Source organism: Amycolatopsis viridis (assembly GCF_011758765.1).
Taxonomy (GTDB): domain Bacteria; phylum Actinomycetota; class Actinomycetes; order Mycobacteriales; family Pseudonocardiaceae; genus Amycolatopsis_E; species Amycolatopsis_E viridis.
On sequence record NZ_JAANOU010000001.1, the window covers coordinates 2,470,976 to 2,487,075 of the forward strand.

Consider the following 16,100-nt stretch of genomic DNA (forward strand, 5'->3'; position numbering starts at 1 on the left):
CGGCCGTCCCGCGCCGGCGACGGCCGCCGCCGGGGTCAGGCGTCGAGGTCGCTGGCGACCAGGTCGGCGACCGCGTCCACGGCGGCCTGGGCGCCGTCACCCTCGGCGGCGACGACCACCTCGTCCCCGTGCGCCGCCGCGAGTGTCATCAGGCTGAGCAGGCTGCCGGCCGGCACCGGTTCGCCGCCGTCCTTGGCGATCGTCACCGGCACCGCCTGCGCGGCCGCGGTCTTCGCCACCAGCGCGGCGGGCCGGGCGTGCAGGCCCACCTTGCTGGCCACCGTCACACGTCGGTGCGGCATGGTCTTCCTCTCCTCACTGGGCCTGGCCGGACGAGCGCGGCTGCTCGTCGGCCGGGGCCGCCTGCTCGGTGTCGTCCTCCCGGCCGGGCGTGCGCAGGTTCCACTTGGTGATCACCCACCGGAACAGGAAGTAGTAGATCACCGCGTAGACGAGGCCGATCGGGATGATCAGCCACGCGCGGTGGGCCGCCGGCGCTGTCGAGTTCAGCGCGAAGTCGATGACCCCGGCCGAGAACGAGAACCCGAGGTGGATGTCCAGCGCGTTGCAGAGGGCGTGCGACAAGCCGGTGAGCACCGCGTGGATGAGGTACAGCGGCCAGGCCACGAACATGAACGCGAACTCGATCGGCTCGGTCACGCCGGTCAGGAACGAGGTGAGCGCGCCGGCGATCATGAGGCCGCCGGTCACCTTGCGCTGCCCGGGCCGCGCGGTCCGCCAGATCGCCAGCGCCGCGGCCGGCAGCGCGAACATGAAGACCGGGAAGAAGCCGGTGGTGAACACCCCCGCGTGCGGATCGCCGTTGAAGAAGTTGGTGATGTCGCCGCCGTTGAAGATGAACCACACCGGCACGTTGATCAGCTGGTGCAGGCCCACCGGCAGCAGCAGGCGGTTGAGCAGGCCGTACACGCCGCCACCGGCGACCGCGTTGCCGGTGACCGTGTCGCCGAGCCAGTGCATGGCGTGGTCCACGGCGGGGAAGACCAGGCCGAACACGACCCCGATCAGCAGCAGCACCAGCGAGTTGATGATCGGCACGAACCGCCGGCCGCCGAAGAACGCCAGGTACGGCGGCAGCTTCACGCGGTGGAACCGTTGCCACAGCACCGCCGTGACCAGGCCGACGACGATGCCGCCCAGCACGCTGTAGGGCCACTTGATCGGCTGGAGGTACCAGCCCTGCTTGAACCCCGCCAGATCGCTGATCGGTGCGAACACCTGCACGACCTTGTTGAACACCACGAACCCGACGACGGCGGCGACACCGGTCGAGCCGTCGCCCTTGCGCGTGAACCCGACGGCGATGCCGACGGCGAACAGCAGGGGCAGCCAGTCGAACAGGCCCCCGCCCGCCGCGGCGAGCACGGCGGCGACCTTGTCCCAGCCCAGGCCGTCCTTGCCGAGCAGGTCGTCCTGCCCGAGCCGGCTGAGCAGGCCGGCGGCCGGCAGCGTGGCGATGGGCAGCATGAGGCTGCGGCCGAAGCGCTGCAGCCCCGCCATCCCCCTGCCTCTTCCCTTTTTTCCTTCTGCGACGGTGGCGTTCACGGGTTACCTCCGTGTTCGGCGGGGACTGTGCGGTCGAGTTGCATGGTCACCTCGTACCGGTCGCCCCGGTACCACGAGGTCATGTCCTCCACCGGGACTCCGGACGCACTGGAGACCCGGCGGAAGACCAGGAGCGGGTCGCCGGCGCGGATGCCGAGCAGCCGCGCGGTCTCCCGGTCCGCCGCTTCCGACCGCACCGTCTGCCGGGCGTGGTCCAAGCGGAGGTCGTAGTGCTGTGCGAGCTGGTCGTACAGCGAGGAGGTCAGGTCCAGATCCGGCAATCCGGGCACCCGGCGCGGGTGGTACCAGCCGCGCTCCACCGCCAGCGGGACGCCGTCGGCGCGGCGGCGGCGTACCAGCCGGTACGCCGGTTGGCGCGGCGCCAGCCCGAGCGCGCCGGCGGTTTCCGGTGGCGGGGCCTCGCTGCCGCAGTGCAGCAGTTCGGTGGCCGGGGTCAGCCCGCGGCGGCGCATGTCGTCGGTGAAGGACATGAGGTAGAGCTGCAGCTCCATCCGCCGGGTCGCGGTGAAGGTGCCCTTGCCCCGGGCGCGGGTGAGCAGGCCCTCCTCGACGAGCTTGCCGATCGCCGAGCGCACGGTCAGCCGGGACACCTGGTACCGCTCGGCGAGATCCCGCTCCGACGGGATCGGCGAGCCGGGCGGCAGTTCGCGCTCGATCGCGCGGCGCAGGATTTCCCGCAGCTGCGCGTGTTTCGGTGTCGGCCCGTCCACCACGCGGTCGGTGGTGGACGCGGGGGTCGCCGGGGTCACGGTCTGCGGCACGCCACCTCCAGGTTCCGGGTTGGTCTCGGGGCTCGCACCGGGTCCCGCGAATTGGTACGTTCCGGTCTAGACCATTTCTCGATGGGGCAGAATGCTCCGCTACCCGGGAGGGTGTCAACCACCGTTACGGGTTCGTGTTCGGCAAGCAGAGAAGGAGGCGGCCGTGGCGGACGACAGGCCGGAAAGGATTCTCGCGGCACTGGGTGGCGCGGACAACGTCGTCGAGATCGAAGGCTGCATCACGCGGCTGCGCTGCGAGCTCGAGGACGGCTCGCTGGTGGACGAGGCCGCGCTCAAGGCGGCCGGCGCGCACGGCGTGATGAAGGTGGGTTCGGTGGTGCAGGTCGTCGTCGGCCCCGAGGCGGACACCATCGCCGGCGACATCCAGGACCTGATGTGAGCGTGGTGGTGCTGAGCCCGGTCGCCGGGCGGGTCACACCCCTGTCCGGGGTGCCGGACCCGGTGTTCGCGCAGGCGATGGTCGGGCCCGGCGTCGCGGTGCTGCCGGCCGGCGGACGGCAGGACGCGCTCAGCCCGGTCAGCGGCACCGTCGTCACGCTGCACCCGCACGCCTTCGTCGTCGCCACCGAGGGCGGCCAGGGCGTGCTGGTGCACCTGGGCATCGACACGGTGCAGCAGAAGGGTGAGGGCTTCACCCTGCACGTGGTCAAGGGCGAGTCGGTGCGCGCCGGACAGCTGCTGATCAGCTGGGACCCGGACGCGGTTGCCGCCGCGGGCTACTCACCGATCGTGCCGGTGGTGGCGCTGGACGCGGACGCGCAGGCGCTGACCGGGCTGCCGGCCGGCGGCGGCATCACCGCGGGCGAGCAGCTGTTCAGCTGGGACTAGCGCGGGGTGGCGGAACCCGCGGGTGCCGGCCGGCGGCCGCACGAGCGGCTCCGCCGCTGCGGAAACCGACCCTAGGCGGTCACGATGTTGCCGCCGTCGACCTTGACGGCGATCGGGGCCAGGGCCCGCTCGGCGGGGCCCTTCTCGACCGCGCCGGTGAGGGCGTCGTACGTCGACCCGTGACACGGGCAGTGCAGCTTCGACCCCTCCGGCGCGACGGTGCAGCCCTGGTGGGTGCAGATCGCGCTGAAGCACACCGCGGTGGTGCTGGTCGGGCGCGACACGATCGCCGGTTTGCCGTCGACCTCGACCGACTTGGCGCCCCCGACCGGGACGTCGGCGAGCGCCGCGAGGGGGGCACCGGGCGGGGCGGCGGGGGCCGGTCCGGTGTTCTGGCTGCTTCCGGAGCTGCCGCCGCTGCCGCAGGCGGCGAGGGCCACGGAGCCGGCGGCCGCACCGGCCACGGCGACCCCGGTCGTCAGGACGGCACGGCGGGTGGGTGAATGCGCAGTCATGCCCGGTGAAACGACCGCCGGCCCCGCCCGGTTCACTTCCCCGGCGGATTGAACCCGATCGCGGCCCGTCCCGTGGTCAAACGGTGCAAGGATCGCCGGTGGAGGAGGTCGGGTCATGGTGGCGTGGCTGCTGCGGATCCTGGTGGTCCTCGGGCTGCTCGGATCGGCGTGGGTGCACTGGACCCTGTGGTCCGGCGAGGGGTTCCGCGACATCGCCACGATCGGGCCGTTGTTCCTGGTCAACGTCGCGGCCGGGGTGGTGATCGCGGTCGCCGTGCTGTTCTGGCACCACTGGCTGCCGGTGCTCGCGGCGATCGGGTTCGGCGCCGCCACCCTGGGCGCGTACCTGATCTCGCTGACGCCGGGAGGCCTGTTCGGGGTGCGGGAGCAGTTCGTGACGGCCGCGGAGAAGTGGGGCGTGATCACCGAGTCCGCGTGCATCGTGTTCGGGGTGCTGCTGCTGGTCGCGCAGCGGGTGCGGCGGAAGCAGAGCGTGCTGGCGTGACCGGGGGCGCGGAGGACCAGCTGATGCGGGCGCTGCACGCCGACCACGCGGCCGCGCTCTGGTCCTACGCGCTGCGGCTCACCGGGGGCGACCGGGCCCGGGCCGAGGACGTCGTGCAGGAGACGCTGCTGCGGGCCTGGAAGCACCCGCGGGTGCTGGACCAGACGCAGGGGTCGGCGCGGGCGTGGCTGTTCACGGTGGCGCGCCGGATCGCCATCGACGACTGGCGGTCGGCGGCGCACCGGTCGGAGGTGACCACGGATTCACCCCCGGAACGCGCCGCACCGGACGACACGGACCGGGCGTTGCAGGGGTGGCTGGTCGCCGAGGCGCTGCGGGAGCTGTCCGTGGCCCACCGCGAGGTGCTGTTGCTGTGTTACTTCCAGGGCTTCTCGGTCGCCGACGCGGCCGAGCGGCTCGGGATCTCACCCGGGACGGTCAAGTCCCGGACGCACTACGGACTGCGGGCGTTGAAGCTCGCGCTGGAGGAGAAGGGGGTGACCCGGTGACCGAACCCGACGAGTTCGTGACCTATGACGCGGCCTACGTGCTGGGCGCCCTCTCACCGGAGGACCGCTCGGCGTTCGAGGAGCACCTGCGCACCTGCGACCGGTGTTCCCGGGCGGTGGCCGAGCTGGCGGGTCTGCCCGGGCTGTTGTCCCAGGTGACCGCCGACATGCTGGGGCCGGCACCGGATGCGCCGACGGGGTTTTCGGATGCGGGGTCGCCGGGTGCGGTCCGGCCGGGGACGGGGAAGCCCGGGGTGAAGCCGTCCCGGGCCGTGGAGCCGCCGCCGGAGTGGCCCTGGCCGGTGGCGTCGCTGCCGGACGGGGTGCTGCCGGGACCCGGCAGGCGTCCCGCGGGGACGGCGGGTCGGGAGTCACCCCCGGGCGGTCGCACGGCGGAGCCACGCCCGGACCGGGAGCTTCCGCCCGGGACGCCGGGGACCGTGCTTGGTGAGCCGTCACCGGCCGGGTCGCCGCGGGGAATGGCGCCCGGGGAGCCCGTGCCGGAGGTGTGGCAGCCCGGGGTGGCCCCAGATGAGCCGTCCCTGGGCGGCGTATCGAGCGGGGCGCCGCAGCGGGTGACGGCGCCGGGCGAGCGCTCGCCCGGCGGGGAGCCGCGGTCCGCGACCGCGCCGCCGTCATCGCGCGGGGCACGGGGGCCGGGGATGGTGCCCGGCGAGCCGCCACCGGAGGAGATGCTGCCGGCGTTGCTGCGCACGGTGCACCGCGGCCGGCGGCGCCGGCTGGCGGCGACCATCGCGGCAGCGGTGGCGGCCGCGGCAGCGGTGCTGGCTGCGATCTTCGTGTCCCTGTCCGCCGGGGACGGTGGCGGGACCGCCATGACCCCGCTGGGCGCCTATCCGGTCCAGGCGACGGCCGCGGTGGCCTCGGTGTCCGGCGGCAGCCGGGTCGACATGTCGTGCACCTACCGGGGCGCCCGGCAAGGGGCGGGATACCGGCTGGTGGCCCTCCGCGCGGACGGCTCGGCGACCGAGCTGGCCACGTGGACCGCCACCCCCGACCGCGACGCCCGCATTTCGGTGGGCACCGACGTGCCGCGCGAACAGATCACGGCACTGGAAGTCCGCACCACGAGCGGCGTGCCGCTGCTGCGCTGGTACCCCTGACGACCGGCCGGTGTGGTGCGCTCACGAGTGGGACCCTCGTGACGTGCGGCCGGACCGTTCGTGGACGGGCGAGGCGCGGCTGTGCCTCCGCAGACCCGTCGACCGGACCGTGATCACGCTCGTGGCCGGATTCCGCGGGAACTGCATCCGGCCGGACCTTGCCCGGACCTTGCGCACGCGGGACCACGGTTCCCGCCGGCAACTCCGCGTGCCGAATGGCCCGGCCGACGGGCACGTGCGCGAAGTTCGCTAGTTCCGGCGGAGCGGTACTCGGGTGCCCTGGCCAGATACCAGCGGATCGCCAGCCGCGGGAGACCGGCGTGATACCCGCAGATCGGCGCTCCTGTGCACCGGCGAGAGGTGCCTTCCCCGCGAATCTGCGTCGCTCAGGCCTTCCCCGGCGCGGGGGCGACGGCGGGAGGTGTTCCGGTGCACGAGCGAGCGGGAGGGCATGACTGGTTCTCCCGTCGCGCCACGAGAAGACCTTTCGCACGAGGTGCCTCGTGCGAAGGGGACTTTCGTGCGGGCCGGGATTTGGCGGTCCGGCCGAGCCAGTCCCAGCCTGGGATCGTGAACTGGGGAATCGCCGCGGCGCTCGGTGCCGCGGGAACAAGTGCCGGCGCCGCATCGGCCCGCCTGCTCCGCCGGGCGGAGGCGCCGGTGCCGGTCATCGCCGTCACGGCCGGCACCGGCGCGGTGTGGCTGGTGTTCGCCGCGGCGGGGGTGAGCCGGTGGCTGCCGTTCGTCCTGGCGGCGCTCGCGGTGCCGTTGACCGCCGCCGACCTGCGCCATCGGCGGCTGCCGGATGTGCTCACCGTGCCGGCGTACCCGCTCGTCGTCGCGGTGGCGCCGAAGCCGCTCCAGGCGCTGGCCGGGGCCGCGGTCTTCGGCGGCGCGCACCTGGTGGCCCACGTGCTCGCCCCGCACGCGATGGGCGCCGGGGACGTGAAGCTGGCCGGAGCCCTCGGCGGCGCCCTCGCGTCGGTGGGTTGGCTCGCGCTGCCCGGGGCCGCCGTGCTGGCGGCGTTCGTCACGGCGGTCCTGGCCGCGAGCCGCCATTGGCGCGATGGCGTCCCGCACGGGCCCGGCCTCCTCGCCGCGGCCACCACGCTGGTGTTGTTGCGTCCGGGATGACCGGCGGTGGCAGGGCGGCTCCGTTCGTGCCGTGCAGGGCCGCCCCGCGGGCCCGCGCCACACCGGCCGGAGCCGCGTGCATCGCACCGGGAGGGCCATGACAGGATCGTCTGGTGGGACTGCGCTGGATAACCGCTGGTGAATCGCACGGCCCGGCTCTCGCTGCCGTGCTCGAAGGGATGGTGGCCGGGGTCGAGGTCACCACCGCCGACGTGAGCGAGCAGCTCGCCCGCCGGCGGCTCGGGTTCGGCCGCAGCCCCCGCATGGGCTTCGAGACCGACCACATCGAGTTCCTCGGCGGCGTCCGGCACGGCGTCACCCAGGGCGGCCCCGTCGCGGTGCACATCGAAAACGCCGAATGGCCCAAGTGGGAAAAGGTCATGTCGGCCGACCCGGTCGACCCGGCCGAACTCGAGGGCCTGGCCCGCAACGAGCCGCTCACCCGGCCCCGGCCCGGCCACGCCGACCTGCCCGGCATGCAGAAGTACGGCTTCGACGAGGCCCGTCCGGTCCTGGAGCGTGCCAGCGCCCGCGAGACGGCCTCCCGCACCGCGCTGGGCACCGTCGCGCGGAACTTCCTCCGTCAGCTGCTCGGCGCGGAAATCGTCAGCCACGTGGTGTCCATCGGCGGCGCCAGCGCCCCCGACGGGCCGCTGCCCGGGCCCGGCGACCTCGCGGCCGTCGACGCCTCGCCGGTCCGCGCGTTCGGCCAGGAGGCCACCGACGCGATGATCGCCGAGGTCGACGCCGTGCGCCAGGCCGGCGACACCGTCGGTGGCGTCATCGAGGTCATCGCGTACGGCCTGCCGCCCGGGCTGGGTTCCCACGTCCACTGGGACCGCCGCCTCGACGCGCGTCTGGCCGGCGCGCTCATGGGCGTTCAGGCCATGAAGGGCGTCGAGGTCGGCGACGGCTTCACCACCGCCCGCCGCTGGGGCAGCCAGGCGCACGACGAGATCGACCGCGGCACCGGCCCGGTCGGCGTCACCCGCCGCTCCAACCGCGCCGGCGGCCTGGAGGGCGGCATCACCAACGGCGAACCCGTCCGCGTGCGGGTCGCCATGAAGCCGATCTCCACCGTCCCCCGTGCACTGTCCACAGTGGACGTCAAGACCGGCGAACCGGCCGTGGCGATCCACCAGCGTTCCGACGTGTGCGCGGTGCCGCGCGCCGGTGTCGTCCTGGAATCCGTTGTGGCGCTGGTGCTCGCCGACGCGGCACTGGAGAAGTTCGGCGGCGACTCGCTGGCCGAGACCAAGCGCAACGCCGAGTCCTACCTCGCTGCCCTGGAGGAACGGTGGACCAGCCACCCTGCATCGTGATCGCCGGGCCGCCCGGCTCCGGCAAGAGCACGATCGGACCGCTGCTCGCCGAGCGCCTGGGCGTGCCGTTCCGCGACAGCGACGACGACATCATCGCCCGCACCGGCCGCGCCATCGCCGACATCTTCGCCGAGGACGGCGAACCGGCCTTCCGCGCACTGGAAGAAGAGGTGATCGCCGAGGCGCTGGCCGGGCACCACGGCGTGCTGTCGGTCGGTGGTGGCGCGGTGCTCGCCGAGGGCACCCGGAAACGCCTGCGCGACCACCCGGTCGTGTTCCTCAACGTCGGCTTCGCCACCGGCGTGCAGCGCGTCGGCCTGTCCACCGCGCGGCCGCTGCTCGCCGGGGTCAACCCCCGCGCCACCTACCGCTCGCTGCTCGAGGCGCGGCTGCCGGTCTACCGCGCGATCGCCACCCTCGAGGTGCAGACCGACGACCGCAGCCCGGCCCAGATCGTCGACGCCATCGCCCGCGAACTAGCCCTGGAGGAAGCGCAGTGACCGATCCGGTCCGGATCGAGGTCCGCACCGCCCGCCCGTACCCGGTGATCGTCGGCCGTGGCCTGCTCGGCGAGCTCACCGAGGCCGTCAAGGACGCCTCCAGCGTCGCGATCATCCACCAGCCCACGCTGGCCGCCACCGCGGAGGCCGTGCGCGATGAGCTCATCGCCGCCGGGCTCGACGCGCACCGCGTCGAGATCCCGGATGCCGAGGACGGCAAGGACCTGTCCGTCGCCGGGTTCTGCTGGGAGGTCCTCGGCCGCATCGGCCTGGACCGCCAGGGCGTCGTCGTCGGCCTGGGCGGGGGAGCGGTCACCGACCTCGCCGGGTTCGTCGCCGCCACCTGGATGCGCGGCGTGCGGCTGGTCAACGTGCCCAGCACGCTGCTCGGCATGGTCGACGCCGCGGTCGGCGGCAAGACCGGCATCAACACCGACGCGGGCAAGAACCTGGTCGGCGTCTTCCACGAGCCCAGCGCCGTCCTGGTCGACCTCGCGACCCTGGAAACCCTGCCCCGCCACGAACTCGTCGCCGGCATGGCCGAGGTCGTCAAGGCCGGGTTCATCGCCGATCCGCGCATCCTCGAGCTCATCGAAGCCGGCCCGGAAGCCGCCACTGACCCGGCCGGCGAGATCCTCGGCGAGCTGGTGCGCCGGTCCATCCAGGTCAAGGCCGACGTGGTGGCCGCCGACCTGCGGGAATCCGACCTGCGGGAGATCCTCAACTACGGCCACACGCTCGCCCACGCCATCGAACGTCGCGAACGCTACCGCTGGCGCCACGGCGCGGCCGTCAGCGTGGGCCTGGTGTTCGCCGCCGAGCTGGCGCGCCTGGCCGGCCGGCTCGACGACGCCACTGCCGACCGGCACGCGCGCATCCTGGAGACGCTCGGCCTGCCGACCAAGTACGACCCGGACGCCCTGCCCCAGCTGCTGGAGTCCATGCGCAAGGACAAGAAGACCCGCTCCGGTGTGCTGCGGTTCGTCGTACTCGACGGGCTGGCCAAGCCCGGCCGCCTGGAAGGCCCGGACCCGGCGCTGCTCGCCGCCGCCTACTCGGCCGTGGCCGGTCCCCGCCAGTCCGAGGGCGGGAGCGTGCTGCTGTGAAGGTGTTCGTGCTCAACGGCCCCAACCTGGGCCGCCTCGGCAAGCGCGAGCCCGGTGTCTACGGCTCCACCACGCACGCCGAGCTCGCGGAGCTGTGCGTCAAGACCGGCGGCGAGCTCGGCATCGAGGTCGAGGTGCGGCAGACCGATCACGAGGGTGAGATGGTCGGCTGGCTGCACGAGGCCGCCGACGGCGGCAACCCCGTGGTGCTCAACGCCGGCGCCTGGACGCACTACTCGATCGCGGTGCGCGACGCGGCCGCCCAGCTCACCGCGCCGCTGATCGAGCTGCACATCTCCAACGTGCACAAACGCGAGCAGTTCCGGCACCACAGCGTGCTCTCCGACATCGCCACCGCCGTGATCGCCGGGCTGGGCGTCGACGGCTACCCGCTGGCCCTGCGCTGGCTCGCGGCCAACGCGGGATGACCGTCCCGGACCTCCGAACCCCCCGGCTGCGGCTGCGGGGCCTCCACGCCGGTGACACCGAAGCGATCGTCCGGATCTTCGCCGACCCGGAGATGAGCCGCTTCCTGGCGACCGACCTCAGCGACCCGGCGCGATGCCGGGCCTCGGTCGCGCGGCGCCTGTCCTACGCCGGGCCGGACGGCACCGGCCACTGGGTCGTCGAACGCGAGGGCGAGGTCATCGGCCTGGCGCACCTGCGGCCGTCCACCGAGCTGTCCGGGGACCTCGTGGAGATCGGCTACTTCCTCGACCCCGCCCACGGTGGCCAGGGCCTGGCCACCGAAGCGGCCGACGCGCTGCTGCGTCACGCCTTCGCGGCCCTCGGGCTGCCCGCCGTGTGGGCGCTCGTCCACGAGTCCAATGTGGCCAGCCGGAACCTGGTGCACCGCCTGGGTTTCACCGACGTCGGTGGCGGCGAGCACTACGGCGGCCCGCACCGCGTGTTCGTCGCGCTGCCGGCCGCGGCCGGGCAGTGGCACCACGTCGAGCTGTGGGTGCCCGACCTCGCGCGCGCCGAGGAGAGCTTCGGCTGGCTGCTCACCGAACTCGGCTGGCGGGAGCACCAGCGCTGGCGGGACGGCGTGAGCTGGAAACTCGGCGCGGGGTACCTCGTGGTCGAACAGTCCCCGGCGCTCACCGGTGCCGTGCACGACCGTTGCGCGCCGGGTCTCAACCACGTAGCGCTGCACGCCGGTTCGCCGGAGCGCGTCGGCGAACTGGCCCAGGCCGCGCTCGCCCACGGCTGGCGGCCGTTGTTCGCCGAGCGCTACCCGCACGCCGGCGGTGCTGATCATTACGCCGCGTATCTGGAGAACGCCGACGGCTTCGAAGTCGAACTCGTCGCTGACTGGCCGCGTTTCACTCGACCGGGTTAAACGCTCTCTACACTGATCCTGTCGGTGGCGGTGGACGAACGGCGGTGACCATGCGCAGGGTGCTCGGCGGAACGCTCGCCGCGGTGCTGGCCGTCAGCGCGCTGGCCGGGTGCGCCGGCAGCGTGCCGCCGCAGGCCGAGGGCGCCGGGCACGGCGTGATCGGCGGCGCCCAGCCGGGCACCACCACGACCGCGCCCGCCGACATCACGCTCGAGACCGCCTCGCCGCGCGAAAGCCCGGGTGTCGTGGGCGCGGGCGGACCCGGCGCGCCCTACAACTACGGCCCGACCGTGATGGCCGACGGCGCCACCAACCGGATGTGGTGGTGCAGCCAGTACCCCGGCTCGCCGCCGCCCGGCGACGACATCCTCTACGCCGAATCCGGATCGCTGGACGGGCCGTTCACCGGCCCCGGCGGCGCGGTGCCGCCCGCCGTGCTGTCCGGCGACCCCGGACAGTTCGACGGCGTGCACACCTGCGACCCGTCGGTGATCCGGGTGGGCGGGACCTACTACCTGTACTACACCGGCGCGGCCGGCGACCACGCCCTCGGCAACGCGATCGGCCTCGCCACCAGCACCGACGGGATCACCTGGCGGCGCGCGAACGGGGCGGGGCCGATCGTCGGCCCGGCCCACGACACCCACCGCGACAACCTCTACGGCGCCGGCCAGCCCGCCGCGGTGTACCTCGACGGCTGGTTCTACCTGATGTTCACCGACACCACTGGCCTCGCCGCGGGCTGGAACGGCGCGGGCCAGTTCGTGCTGCGGTCGAAGGACCCGGCCTTCGCCGGTGGCGTCGAAGCGCTCGGCGAGGCCGGGTTCGCCCCGGTGGCGAGCACCGCCGCGCCGCGCACCAGGTCGGTGGCCGACGCGTTCAGCGCGGACCTGATGTGGATCGATGCGCTGAACGCGTGGGCGATCGCGCACGAGACCGCGGACGGCACCACGATCACCTTCTGGGACCGCGACTTCACCCGCAGGCCGTACCAGCCGCTGCTCGTCCCGGGCGCCTGGCGGGAGGGTCCCGGCCTGGTCCGGCGTCCCGACGGGCACGCGCCGATCTCGGCGGCGGACCCGTGCCGGCGCGTGCCGCTCGATGTGGTCCGTGCGACCGCGACCGGGGAGGCCGGCGCGCCCACCGACCTGCGCCGGTTCGGGCTGGACGTCGTGGGCGTGCCCGGGTGCGCGGACCCGCGCCGCGCGCTGACGGTCCTGGACGGTTTCGCGATGCCGTCCCCGGTGCGGACCATGGATCTGGTCGTCGCCGGACAGGTCGTGCGGGTCGACCGCCGCTCGGTGGCGCAGCAGCTGGCCGGGCACGTGCTGGACACGCGGCTGGACGTGCTGGACCAGTTCCCGGTCGCGGCGCGGCTGGAGTCGGGCACGCGTGCGCTGACGGCGGCCGGGCTCGGCGTCGGCTTCCTGCTCGACGACGGCCGCCTCTACCCGGTGCGGCGGGCGGACGCGGTGTCCGCGAACGGTTCCGCCGTCGAGGACGTCTCGCCCGCGCAGTGGCGCGGCTTCCCGGCCGGGCCCGCGCTGGGCTGATCCGGGTCAGTCCTCGGCCGCGGGCCTCGGGCGCGGAGCGGGCCGCGGGCGCGGGCGTCGTGCCGGGCGTTCCCCTGGCTCGTCCTCGTCGGGTGCCGGCCGCTGGACCCGCCCGCCGGCGAACAGGCCCAGCCCGGCCGGCACCAGGATCAGCAGCGCGGTGAACGCGGCGCCACCGGTGACCGCAGGCCACAGCTCGTCCGCGCCCGTGCGGTCCACGAACACCGCGCGCCCGATGACGTACAGCACGCCGGACACCGGACCCGCCACCAGCGACGCGATCAGCCAGATCCGGCCGGCGCCGGCGAGGCGCCGCCACGCGTCCAGCGCGCTCCACAGCGCCGCGATGCCCACCAGCAGCGCGATCACCGCGATCCGGGCGGTGGTCAGGCCGGTCGGGTCGTACACGGTCGCCTTCGCCAGGGCGACCTCGACCAGCGCGTGCAGCACCGCCATGCCCAGACCTCGAACCAGCCAGGACCGCATACCCATCCACCCATCGTCGCACCGCACTAAGCTGCCTGTGTGCCCGACCTCCACGCCTCCCGGCGCGACGCCCTGCGCACGGTGCTCAACGAGTCCGGCGTCGACGCGTTGCTCGTCACCGACCTGCTCAACGTGCGTTACCTGACCGGCTTCACCGGCTCCAACGCCGCGCTGCTGGTGCACGGCGCGGGTGAGGACCGCACCGTGTTCTGCACCGACGGCCGCTACACCACGCAGGCCGCGGCCGAGGTGCCGGACCTGGAGCGGGTCATCGAGCGGGAGAGCGCCGAGGCTCTGCTGGCGCGCGCCGCGGGCGACGCGGCCGCCTACCGGCGCACCGGTTTCGAGAGCCAGCACGTCAGCGTCGAAGCGCACGACGCCTACACCCGCGTCGCCGACGGGGTCGAGCTGACCCGCGCGCCCGGCCTGGTCGAGCGGTTGCGGCTGGTCAAGGACGAGGCCGAGATCGAGGCGCTGCGGATGGCGTGCGCGGCCGCCGACCGCGCGCTGGCCGGGTTGCTCGAGCACGGCGGCCTGCGCGCCGGCCGCACCGAGCGGGACGTGGCGCGCGATCTGGAGAACCGCATGCTCGACCACGGCTCGTCCGGGCCGTCGTTCGACACCATCGTCGCGGCGGGGCCGAACTCGGCGATCCCGCACCACCGGCCGGCCGACCGCCCGCTGCGCGCCGGGGACTTCGTCAAGCTGGACTTCGGGGCGACGGTCGACGGTTACCACTCCGACATGACCCGCACGGTCGTGCTCGGCCGCCCGGCCGGCTGGCAGGAAGACCTGTACGAGCTGGTCCGCCGCGCCCAGCAGACCGGCCTGGAGGCGGCGCTGGCCGGGCAGGCGGTCGCCGACGTGGACCGGGCCGCCCGGCACGTCATCGAGCACGCCGGGCACGGTGACGACTTCTCGCACGGCCTCGGGCACGGTGTCGGCCTGGAGGTGCACGAGGCGCCCAGGCTCGCGAAGAACGTCGCCGGTACACTGGCCGTCGGCATGACGGTCACCGTGGAGCCAGGCGTCTACCTCGCCGGCCGCGGTGGCGTGCGCATCGAGGACACGCTGGTCGTGCGGGACGCCGATCCCGAACTCCTCACCCTGAGCAGCAAGGAACTCGTGGTCGTGTAGCGCGGCCCGATCGGAAACAGGAGAACTGGACAACCCGTGGCCACCACCAACGACCTGAAGAACGGCCTGGTGCTGAACCTCGACGGACAACTGTGGTCCGTCGTGAACTTCCAGCACGTCAAACCGGGCAAGGGCGGTGCGTTCGTGCGCACCACGCTCAAGCACGTGCTGTCCGGCAAGGTGGTGGACAAGACCTTCAACGCGGGCACCAAGGTCGACACCGCGACCGTCGACCGGCGCACCATGACCTACCTGTACAACGACGGGTCCGACTACGTCTTCATGGACGGCGAGACCTACGACCAGATCACGGTGCCGCGGGAGACGGTCGGCGACGGCGCGAACTACCTGCTGGAGAACACCGAGGTCCAGGTCGCCATGCACGAGGGTGTGGCGCTCTACGTCGAGCTGCCGACCTCGGTCGAGCTGGTCATCCAGCACACCGACCCGGGCCTGCAGGGCGACCGCTCCACCGGCGGCACCAAGCCGGCCACCCTGGAGACCGGCGCCGAGATCCAGGTGCCGCTGTTCCTGAGCACCGGCGAGAAGGTCAAGGTCGACACCCGCGACGGCCGTTACCTGGGCAGGGCCTAGGTTGTCCGACCCGGCATCGGCACCACGGCGCGGCGGCCGCCGGGCCCTGCGCAGGCGTGCCGTCGAGATCCTGTACGAGGCCGCCCAACGTTCACTCGATCCGGTGACGCTGCTGGCGGACCGGGTGGGGTCCACCGCCGCCGACCCGGTCGGCGACTACACGATCAGCCTCGTCGAGGGCGTCACGGCGAACCGCGAGCGGATCGACGAGCTGCTCGCCGAGCACGCGCACGGCTGGACGCTGGAGCGCATGCCACCGGTCGACCTGGCCGTGCTGCGGGTGGGCGTCTACGAGCTGCTGTGGGCGGCGGACGTGCCGGACCCGGTCGCGATCGACGAGGCGGTGGGCCTGGCCCGGGAGCTGTCCACGGACGACTCGCCGCGGTTCGTCAACGGGGTGCTCGGCCGGATCGGCACGATCGCCGACCGCATCCGCGCGGTCCTGTAGCGAGCAGCAGAAGGCCCGGCGCGCGGAGATCGCGCCGGGCTTTCCGTGTCGGTGGTTCCGGGCGCAGCGGGACAGTGGTTCGCGCCGTTCCGCGAACCCCGGTTGCCCGCCTGGCCCTCAGTCCTCCTTGGCGGGACGCGCTTCCGGCGGCAAGACGCCCCAGTCGATGAGCTGCTCGGTCAGTTCACCGGGGGTCATGTCGTAGATGATGGCCAGCGACCGCAGGTCCTCGGTGCGGATGGACAGCACCTTGCCGTTGTAGTCGCCGCGCTGGCTCTGGATGGTGGCCGCGTAGCGGGCGAGCGGACCGACCTTCTCGGCCGGCAGCTGCTGCAGCCGCTCCAGGTTTATCACGATCTTGGTGGCGGGTTCGGCGCCGGAGGGCACGCGGCCTTCGGGCAGCAGCTCGACCACCGGCACGCCGTAGAAGTCGGCGAGCTCGGCCAGCTTCTGCACGGTCACGGCCCGGTCGCCGCGCTCGTAGGAACCGACCACGACAGCCTTCCAGCGTCCGCCGGACTTCTGCTCGACCCCGTGCAGGGACAGGCCCTGTTGCTGGCGGATCCCGCGGAGCTTCGCCCCGAGCGCCTTGGCGTAATCGCCCATCTGGTGGTTCTCCGTTTCCTCG

The 16,100-nt window shown here is 73.5% G+C and carries 20 protein-coding genes and 1 pseudogene; 15 read left to right on the plus strand and 6 right to left on the minus strand.

Annotated features, from left to right (window positions below):
• Nucleotides 1–35: 35 nt before the first annotated feature.
• The 3 genes from FHX46_RS12270 to FHX46_RS12280 are packed head-to-tail and all read right to left on the minus strand — an operon-like array spanning nt 36 to nt 2,348.
• A complete protein-coding gene (locus tag FHX46_RS12270; protein ID WP_167113438.1) occupies nt 36–302 on the minus strand; it encodes an HPr family phosphocarrier protein in 267 nt (88 codons plus the stop codon).
• Nucleotides 303–315: 13 nt separating this feature from the next.
• Nucleotides 316–1,521 carry a PTS transporter subunit EIIC gene (locus FHX46_RS12275; protein ID WP_167113440.1) on the minus strand — a complete coding sequence of 402 codons (1,206 nt, stop codon included), beginning with the start codon at nt 1,519–1,521 and terminating at the stop codon, nt 316–318.
• A 41-nt stretch (nt 1,522–1,562) separates the two neighbouring features.
• On the minus strand, nt 1,563–2,348 hold the full coding sequence (locus FHX46_RS12280) for a GntR family transcriptional regulator (protein WP_313886108.1): 786 nt from the start codon (nt 2,346–2,348) through the stop codon (nt 1,563–1,565).
• A gap of 163 nt (nt 2,349–2,511) precedes the next feature.
• On the opposite strand from FHX46_RS12280, the gene FHX46_RS12285 reads away from it, so the two are divergent.
• On the plus strand, nt 2,512–2,748 hold the full coding sequence (locus FHX46_RS12285; RefSeq protein WP_167113442.1) for a glucose PTS transporter subunit EIIB: 237 nt from the start codon (nt 2,512–2,514) through the stop codon (nt 2,746–2,748).
• The gene (locus FHX46_RS12290; protein ID WP_167113444.1) at nt 2,745–3,197 is read left to right on the plus strand and encodes a PTS sugar transporter subunit IIA; all 453 of its coding nucleotides are present in this window, start codon (nt 2,745–2,747) and stop codon (nt 3,195–3,197) included. Before FHX46_RS12285 ends, FHX46_RS12290 begins: the two co-directional genes overlap by 4 nt.
• A gap of 71 nt (nt 3,198–3,268) precedes the next feature.
• Here FHX46_RS12290 and FHX46_RS12295 read toward each other — a convergent pair whose 3' ends face one another.
• Complete coding sequence (locus tag FHX46_RS12295) at nt 3,269–3,712, minus strand: QcrA and Rieske domain-containing protein (RefSeq protein WP_167113446.1); 444 nt, start codon at nt 3,710–3,712, stop codon at nt 3,269–3,271.
• A gap of 115 nt (nt 3,713–3,827) precedes the next feature.
• Between FHX46_RS12295 and FHX46_RS12300 the strand changes: the two genes are divergently transcribed.
• The 10 genes and pseudogenes from FHX46_RS12300 (at nt 3,828) to FHX46_RS12350 (ending at nt 12,807) form a co-directional block, all read left to right on the plus strand.
• Entirely contained in the window at nt 3,828–4,217 is a 390-nt protein-coding gene (locus FHX46_RS12300) for a hypothetical protein (RefSeq protein ID WP_167113448.1), read from the plus strand.
• 23 nt (nt 4,218–4,240) lie between these two features.
• Nucleotides 4,241–4,726 (plus strand): sigma-70 family RNA polymerase sigma factor, encoded by a 486-nt coding sequence (locus FHX46_RS12305; protein WP_208401145.1) that lies wholly within the window; start codon nt 4,241–4,243, stop codon nt 4,724–4,726.
• Nucleotides 4,723–4,914 (plus strand): annotated as a pseudogene (locus FHX46_RS29175) (anti-sigma factor family protein); the annotation flags it as partial. The gene FHX46_RS12305 and the pseudogene FHX46_RS29175, both read left to right, overlap by 4 nt.
• A gap of 1,506 nt (nt 4,915–6,420) precedes the next feature.
• Nucleotides 6,421–6,984 (plus strand): prepilin peptidase, encoded by a 564-nt coding sequence (locus FHX46_RS12320; protein WP_390622613.1) that lies wholly within the window; start codon nt 6,421–6,423, stop codon nt 6,982–6,984.
• Between the two features lie 113 nt (nt 6,985–7,097).
• Entirely contained in the window at nt 7,098–8,306 is a 1,209-nt protein-coding gene (gene aroC, locus FHX46_RS12325; RefSeq protein ID WP_313886109.1) for a chorismate synthase, read from the plus strand.
• On the plus strand, nt 8,303–8,806 hold the full coding sequence (locus tag FHX46_RS12330) for a shikimate kinase (protein WP_167121429.1): 504 nt from the start codon (nt 8,303–8,305) through the stop codon (nt 8,804–8,806). Before aroC ends, FHX46_RS12330 begins: the two co-directional genes overlap by 4 nt.
• Nucleotides 8,803–9,912 carry a 3-dehydroquinate synthase gene (gene aroB, locus FHX46_RS12335; RefSeq protein ID WP_167113450.1) on the plus strand — a complete coding sequence of 370 codons (1,110 nt, stop codon included), beginning with the start codon at nt 8,803–8,805 and terminating at the stop codon, nt 9,910–9,912. The genes FHX46_RS12330 and aroB overlap by 4 nt, the downstream gene beginning before the upstream one ends.
• Nucleotides 9,909–10,340, plus strand: a complete 432-nt coding sequence (aroQ, locus tag FHX46_RS12340) for a type II 3-dehydroquinate dehydratase (RefSeq protein ID WP_167113452.1) — start codon at nt 9,909–9,911, stop codon at nt 10,338–10,340. The genes aroB and aroQ overlap by 4 nt, the downstream gene beginning before the upstream one ends.
• Nucleotides 10,337–11,254: a GNAT family N-acetyltransferase gene (locus tag FHX46_RS12345; RefSeq protein ID WP_167113454.1), complete on the plus strand. Its 918-nt coding sequence runs from the start codon at nt 10,337–10,339 to the stop codon at nt 11,252–11,254. The genes aroQ and FHX46_RS12345 overlap by 4 nt, the downstream gene beginning before the upstream one ends.
• Nucleotides 11,255–11,304: 50 nt before the next feature.
• Complete coding sequence (locus tag FHX46_RS12350) at nt 11,305–12,807, plus strand: beta-xylosidase (protein ID WP_208401150.1); 1,503 nt, start codon at nt 11,305–11,307, stop codon at nt 12,805–12,807.
• 6 nt (nt 12,808–12,813) lie between these two features.
• Here the strand turns inward: FHX46_RS12350 and FHX46_RS12355 are convergent, their stop codons facing one another.
• The gene (locus FHX46_RS12355) at nt 12,814–13,263 is read right to left on the minus strand and encodes a hypothetical protein (protein WP_243871263.1); all 450 of its coding nucleotides are present in this window, start codon (nt 13,261–13,263) and stop codon (nt 12,814–12,816) included.
• 69 nt (nt 13,264–13,332) lie between these two features.
• On the opposite strand from FHX46_RS12355, the gene FHX46_RS12360 reads away from it, so the two are divergent.
• The 3 genes from FHX46_RS12360 to nusB are packed head-to-tail and all read left to right on the plus strand — an operon-like array spanning nt 13,333 to nt 15,472.
• Entirely contained in the window at nt 13,333–14,430 is a 1,098-nt protein-coding gene (locus tag FHX46_RS12360; protein ID WP_167113456.1) for a M24 family metallopeptidase, read from the plus strand.
• A gap of 36 nt (nt 14,431–14,466) precedes the next feature.
• Nucleotides 14,467–15,024 (plus strand): elongation factor P, encoded by a 558-nt coding sequence (gene efp, locus FHX46_RS12365; protein WP_167107854.1) that lies wholly within the window; start codon nt 14,467–14,469, stop codon nt 15,022–15,024.
• A 1-nt stretch (nt 15,025) separates the two neighbouring features.
• Nucleotides 15,026–15,472: a transcription antitermination factor NusB gene (gene nusB / locus FHX46_RS12370; RefSeq protein WP_167113458.1), complete on the plus strand. Its 447-nt coding sequence runs from the start codon at nt 15,026–15,028 to the stop codon at nt 15,470–15,472.
• A 117-nt stretch (nt 15,473–15,589) separates the two neighbouring features.
• On the opposite strand, the gene bldD is transcribed toward nusB, so the two are convergent.
• The gene (gene bldD / locus FHX46_RS12375) at nt 15,590–16,078 is read right to left on the minus strand and encodes a transcriptional regulator BldD (RefSeq protein ID WP_020422358.1); all 489 of its coding nucleotides are present in this window, start codon (nt 16,076–16,078) and stop codon (nt 15,590–15,592) included.
• Nucleotides 16,079–16,100 lie beyond the last annotated feature (22 nt).

Excerpts from the sequence above, each read along its gene's own strand:
- FHX46_RS12270 (WP_167113438.1), bottom strand. The coding sequence starts at position 302 with ATGCCGCACCGACGTGTGACGGTGGCCAGCAAGGTGGGCCTGCACGCC.
- FHX46_RS12275 (WP_167113440.1), bottom strand. The coding sequence starts at position 1,521 with ATGGCGGGGCTGCAGCGCTTCGGCCGCAGCCTCATGCTGCCCATCGCC.
- FHX46_RS12295 (WP_167113446.1), bottom strand. The coding sequence starts at position 3,712 with ATGACTGCGCATTCACCCACCCGCCGTGCCGTCCTGACGACCGGGGTC.
- FHX46_RS12300 (WP_167113448.1), top strand. The coding sequence starts at position 3,828 with ATGGTGGCGTGGCTGCTGCGGATCCTGGTGGTCCTCGGGCTGCTCGGA.
- FHX46_RS12305 (WP_208401145.1), top strand. The coding sequence starts at position 4,241 with ATGCGGGCGCTGCACGCCGACCACGCGGCCGCGCTCTGGTCCTACGCG.
- FHX46_RS12345 (WP_167113454.1), top strand. The coding sequence starts at position 10,337 with ATGACCGTCCCGGACCTCCGAACCCCCCGGCTGCGGCTGCGGGGCCTC.
- FHX46_RS12350 (WP_208401150.1), top strand. The coding sequence starts at position 11,305 with ATGCGCAGGGTGCTCGGCGGAACGCTCGCCGCGGTGCTGGCCGTCAGC.
- FHX46_RS12355 (WP_243871263.1), bottom strand. The coding sequence starts at position 13,263 with ATGGCGGTGCTGCACGCGCTGGTCGAGGTCGCCCTGGCGAAGGCGACC.
- bldD (WP_020422358.1), bottom strand. The coding sequence starts at position 16,078 with ATGGGCGATTACGCCAAGGCGCTCGGGGCGAAGCTCCGCGGGATCCGC.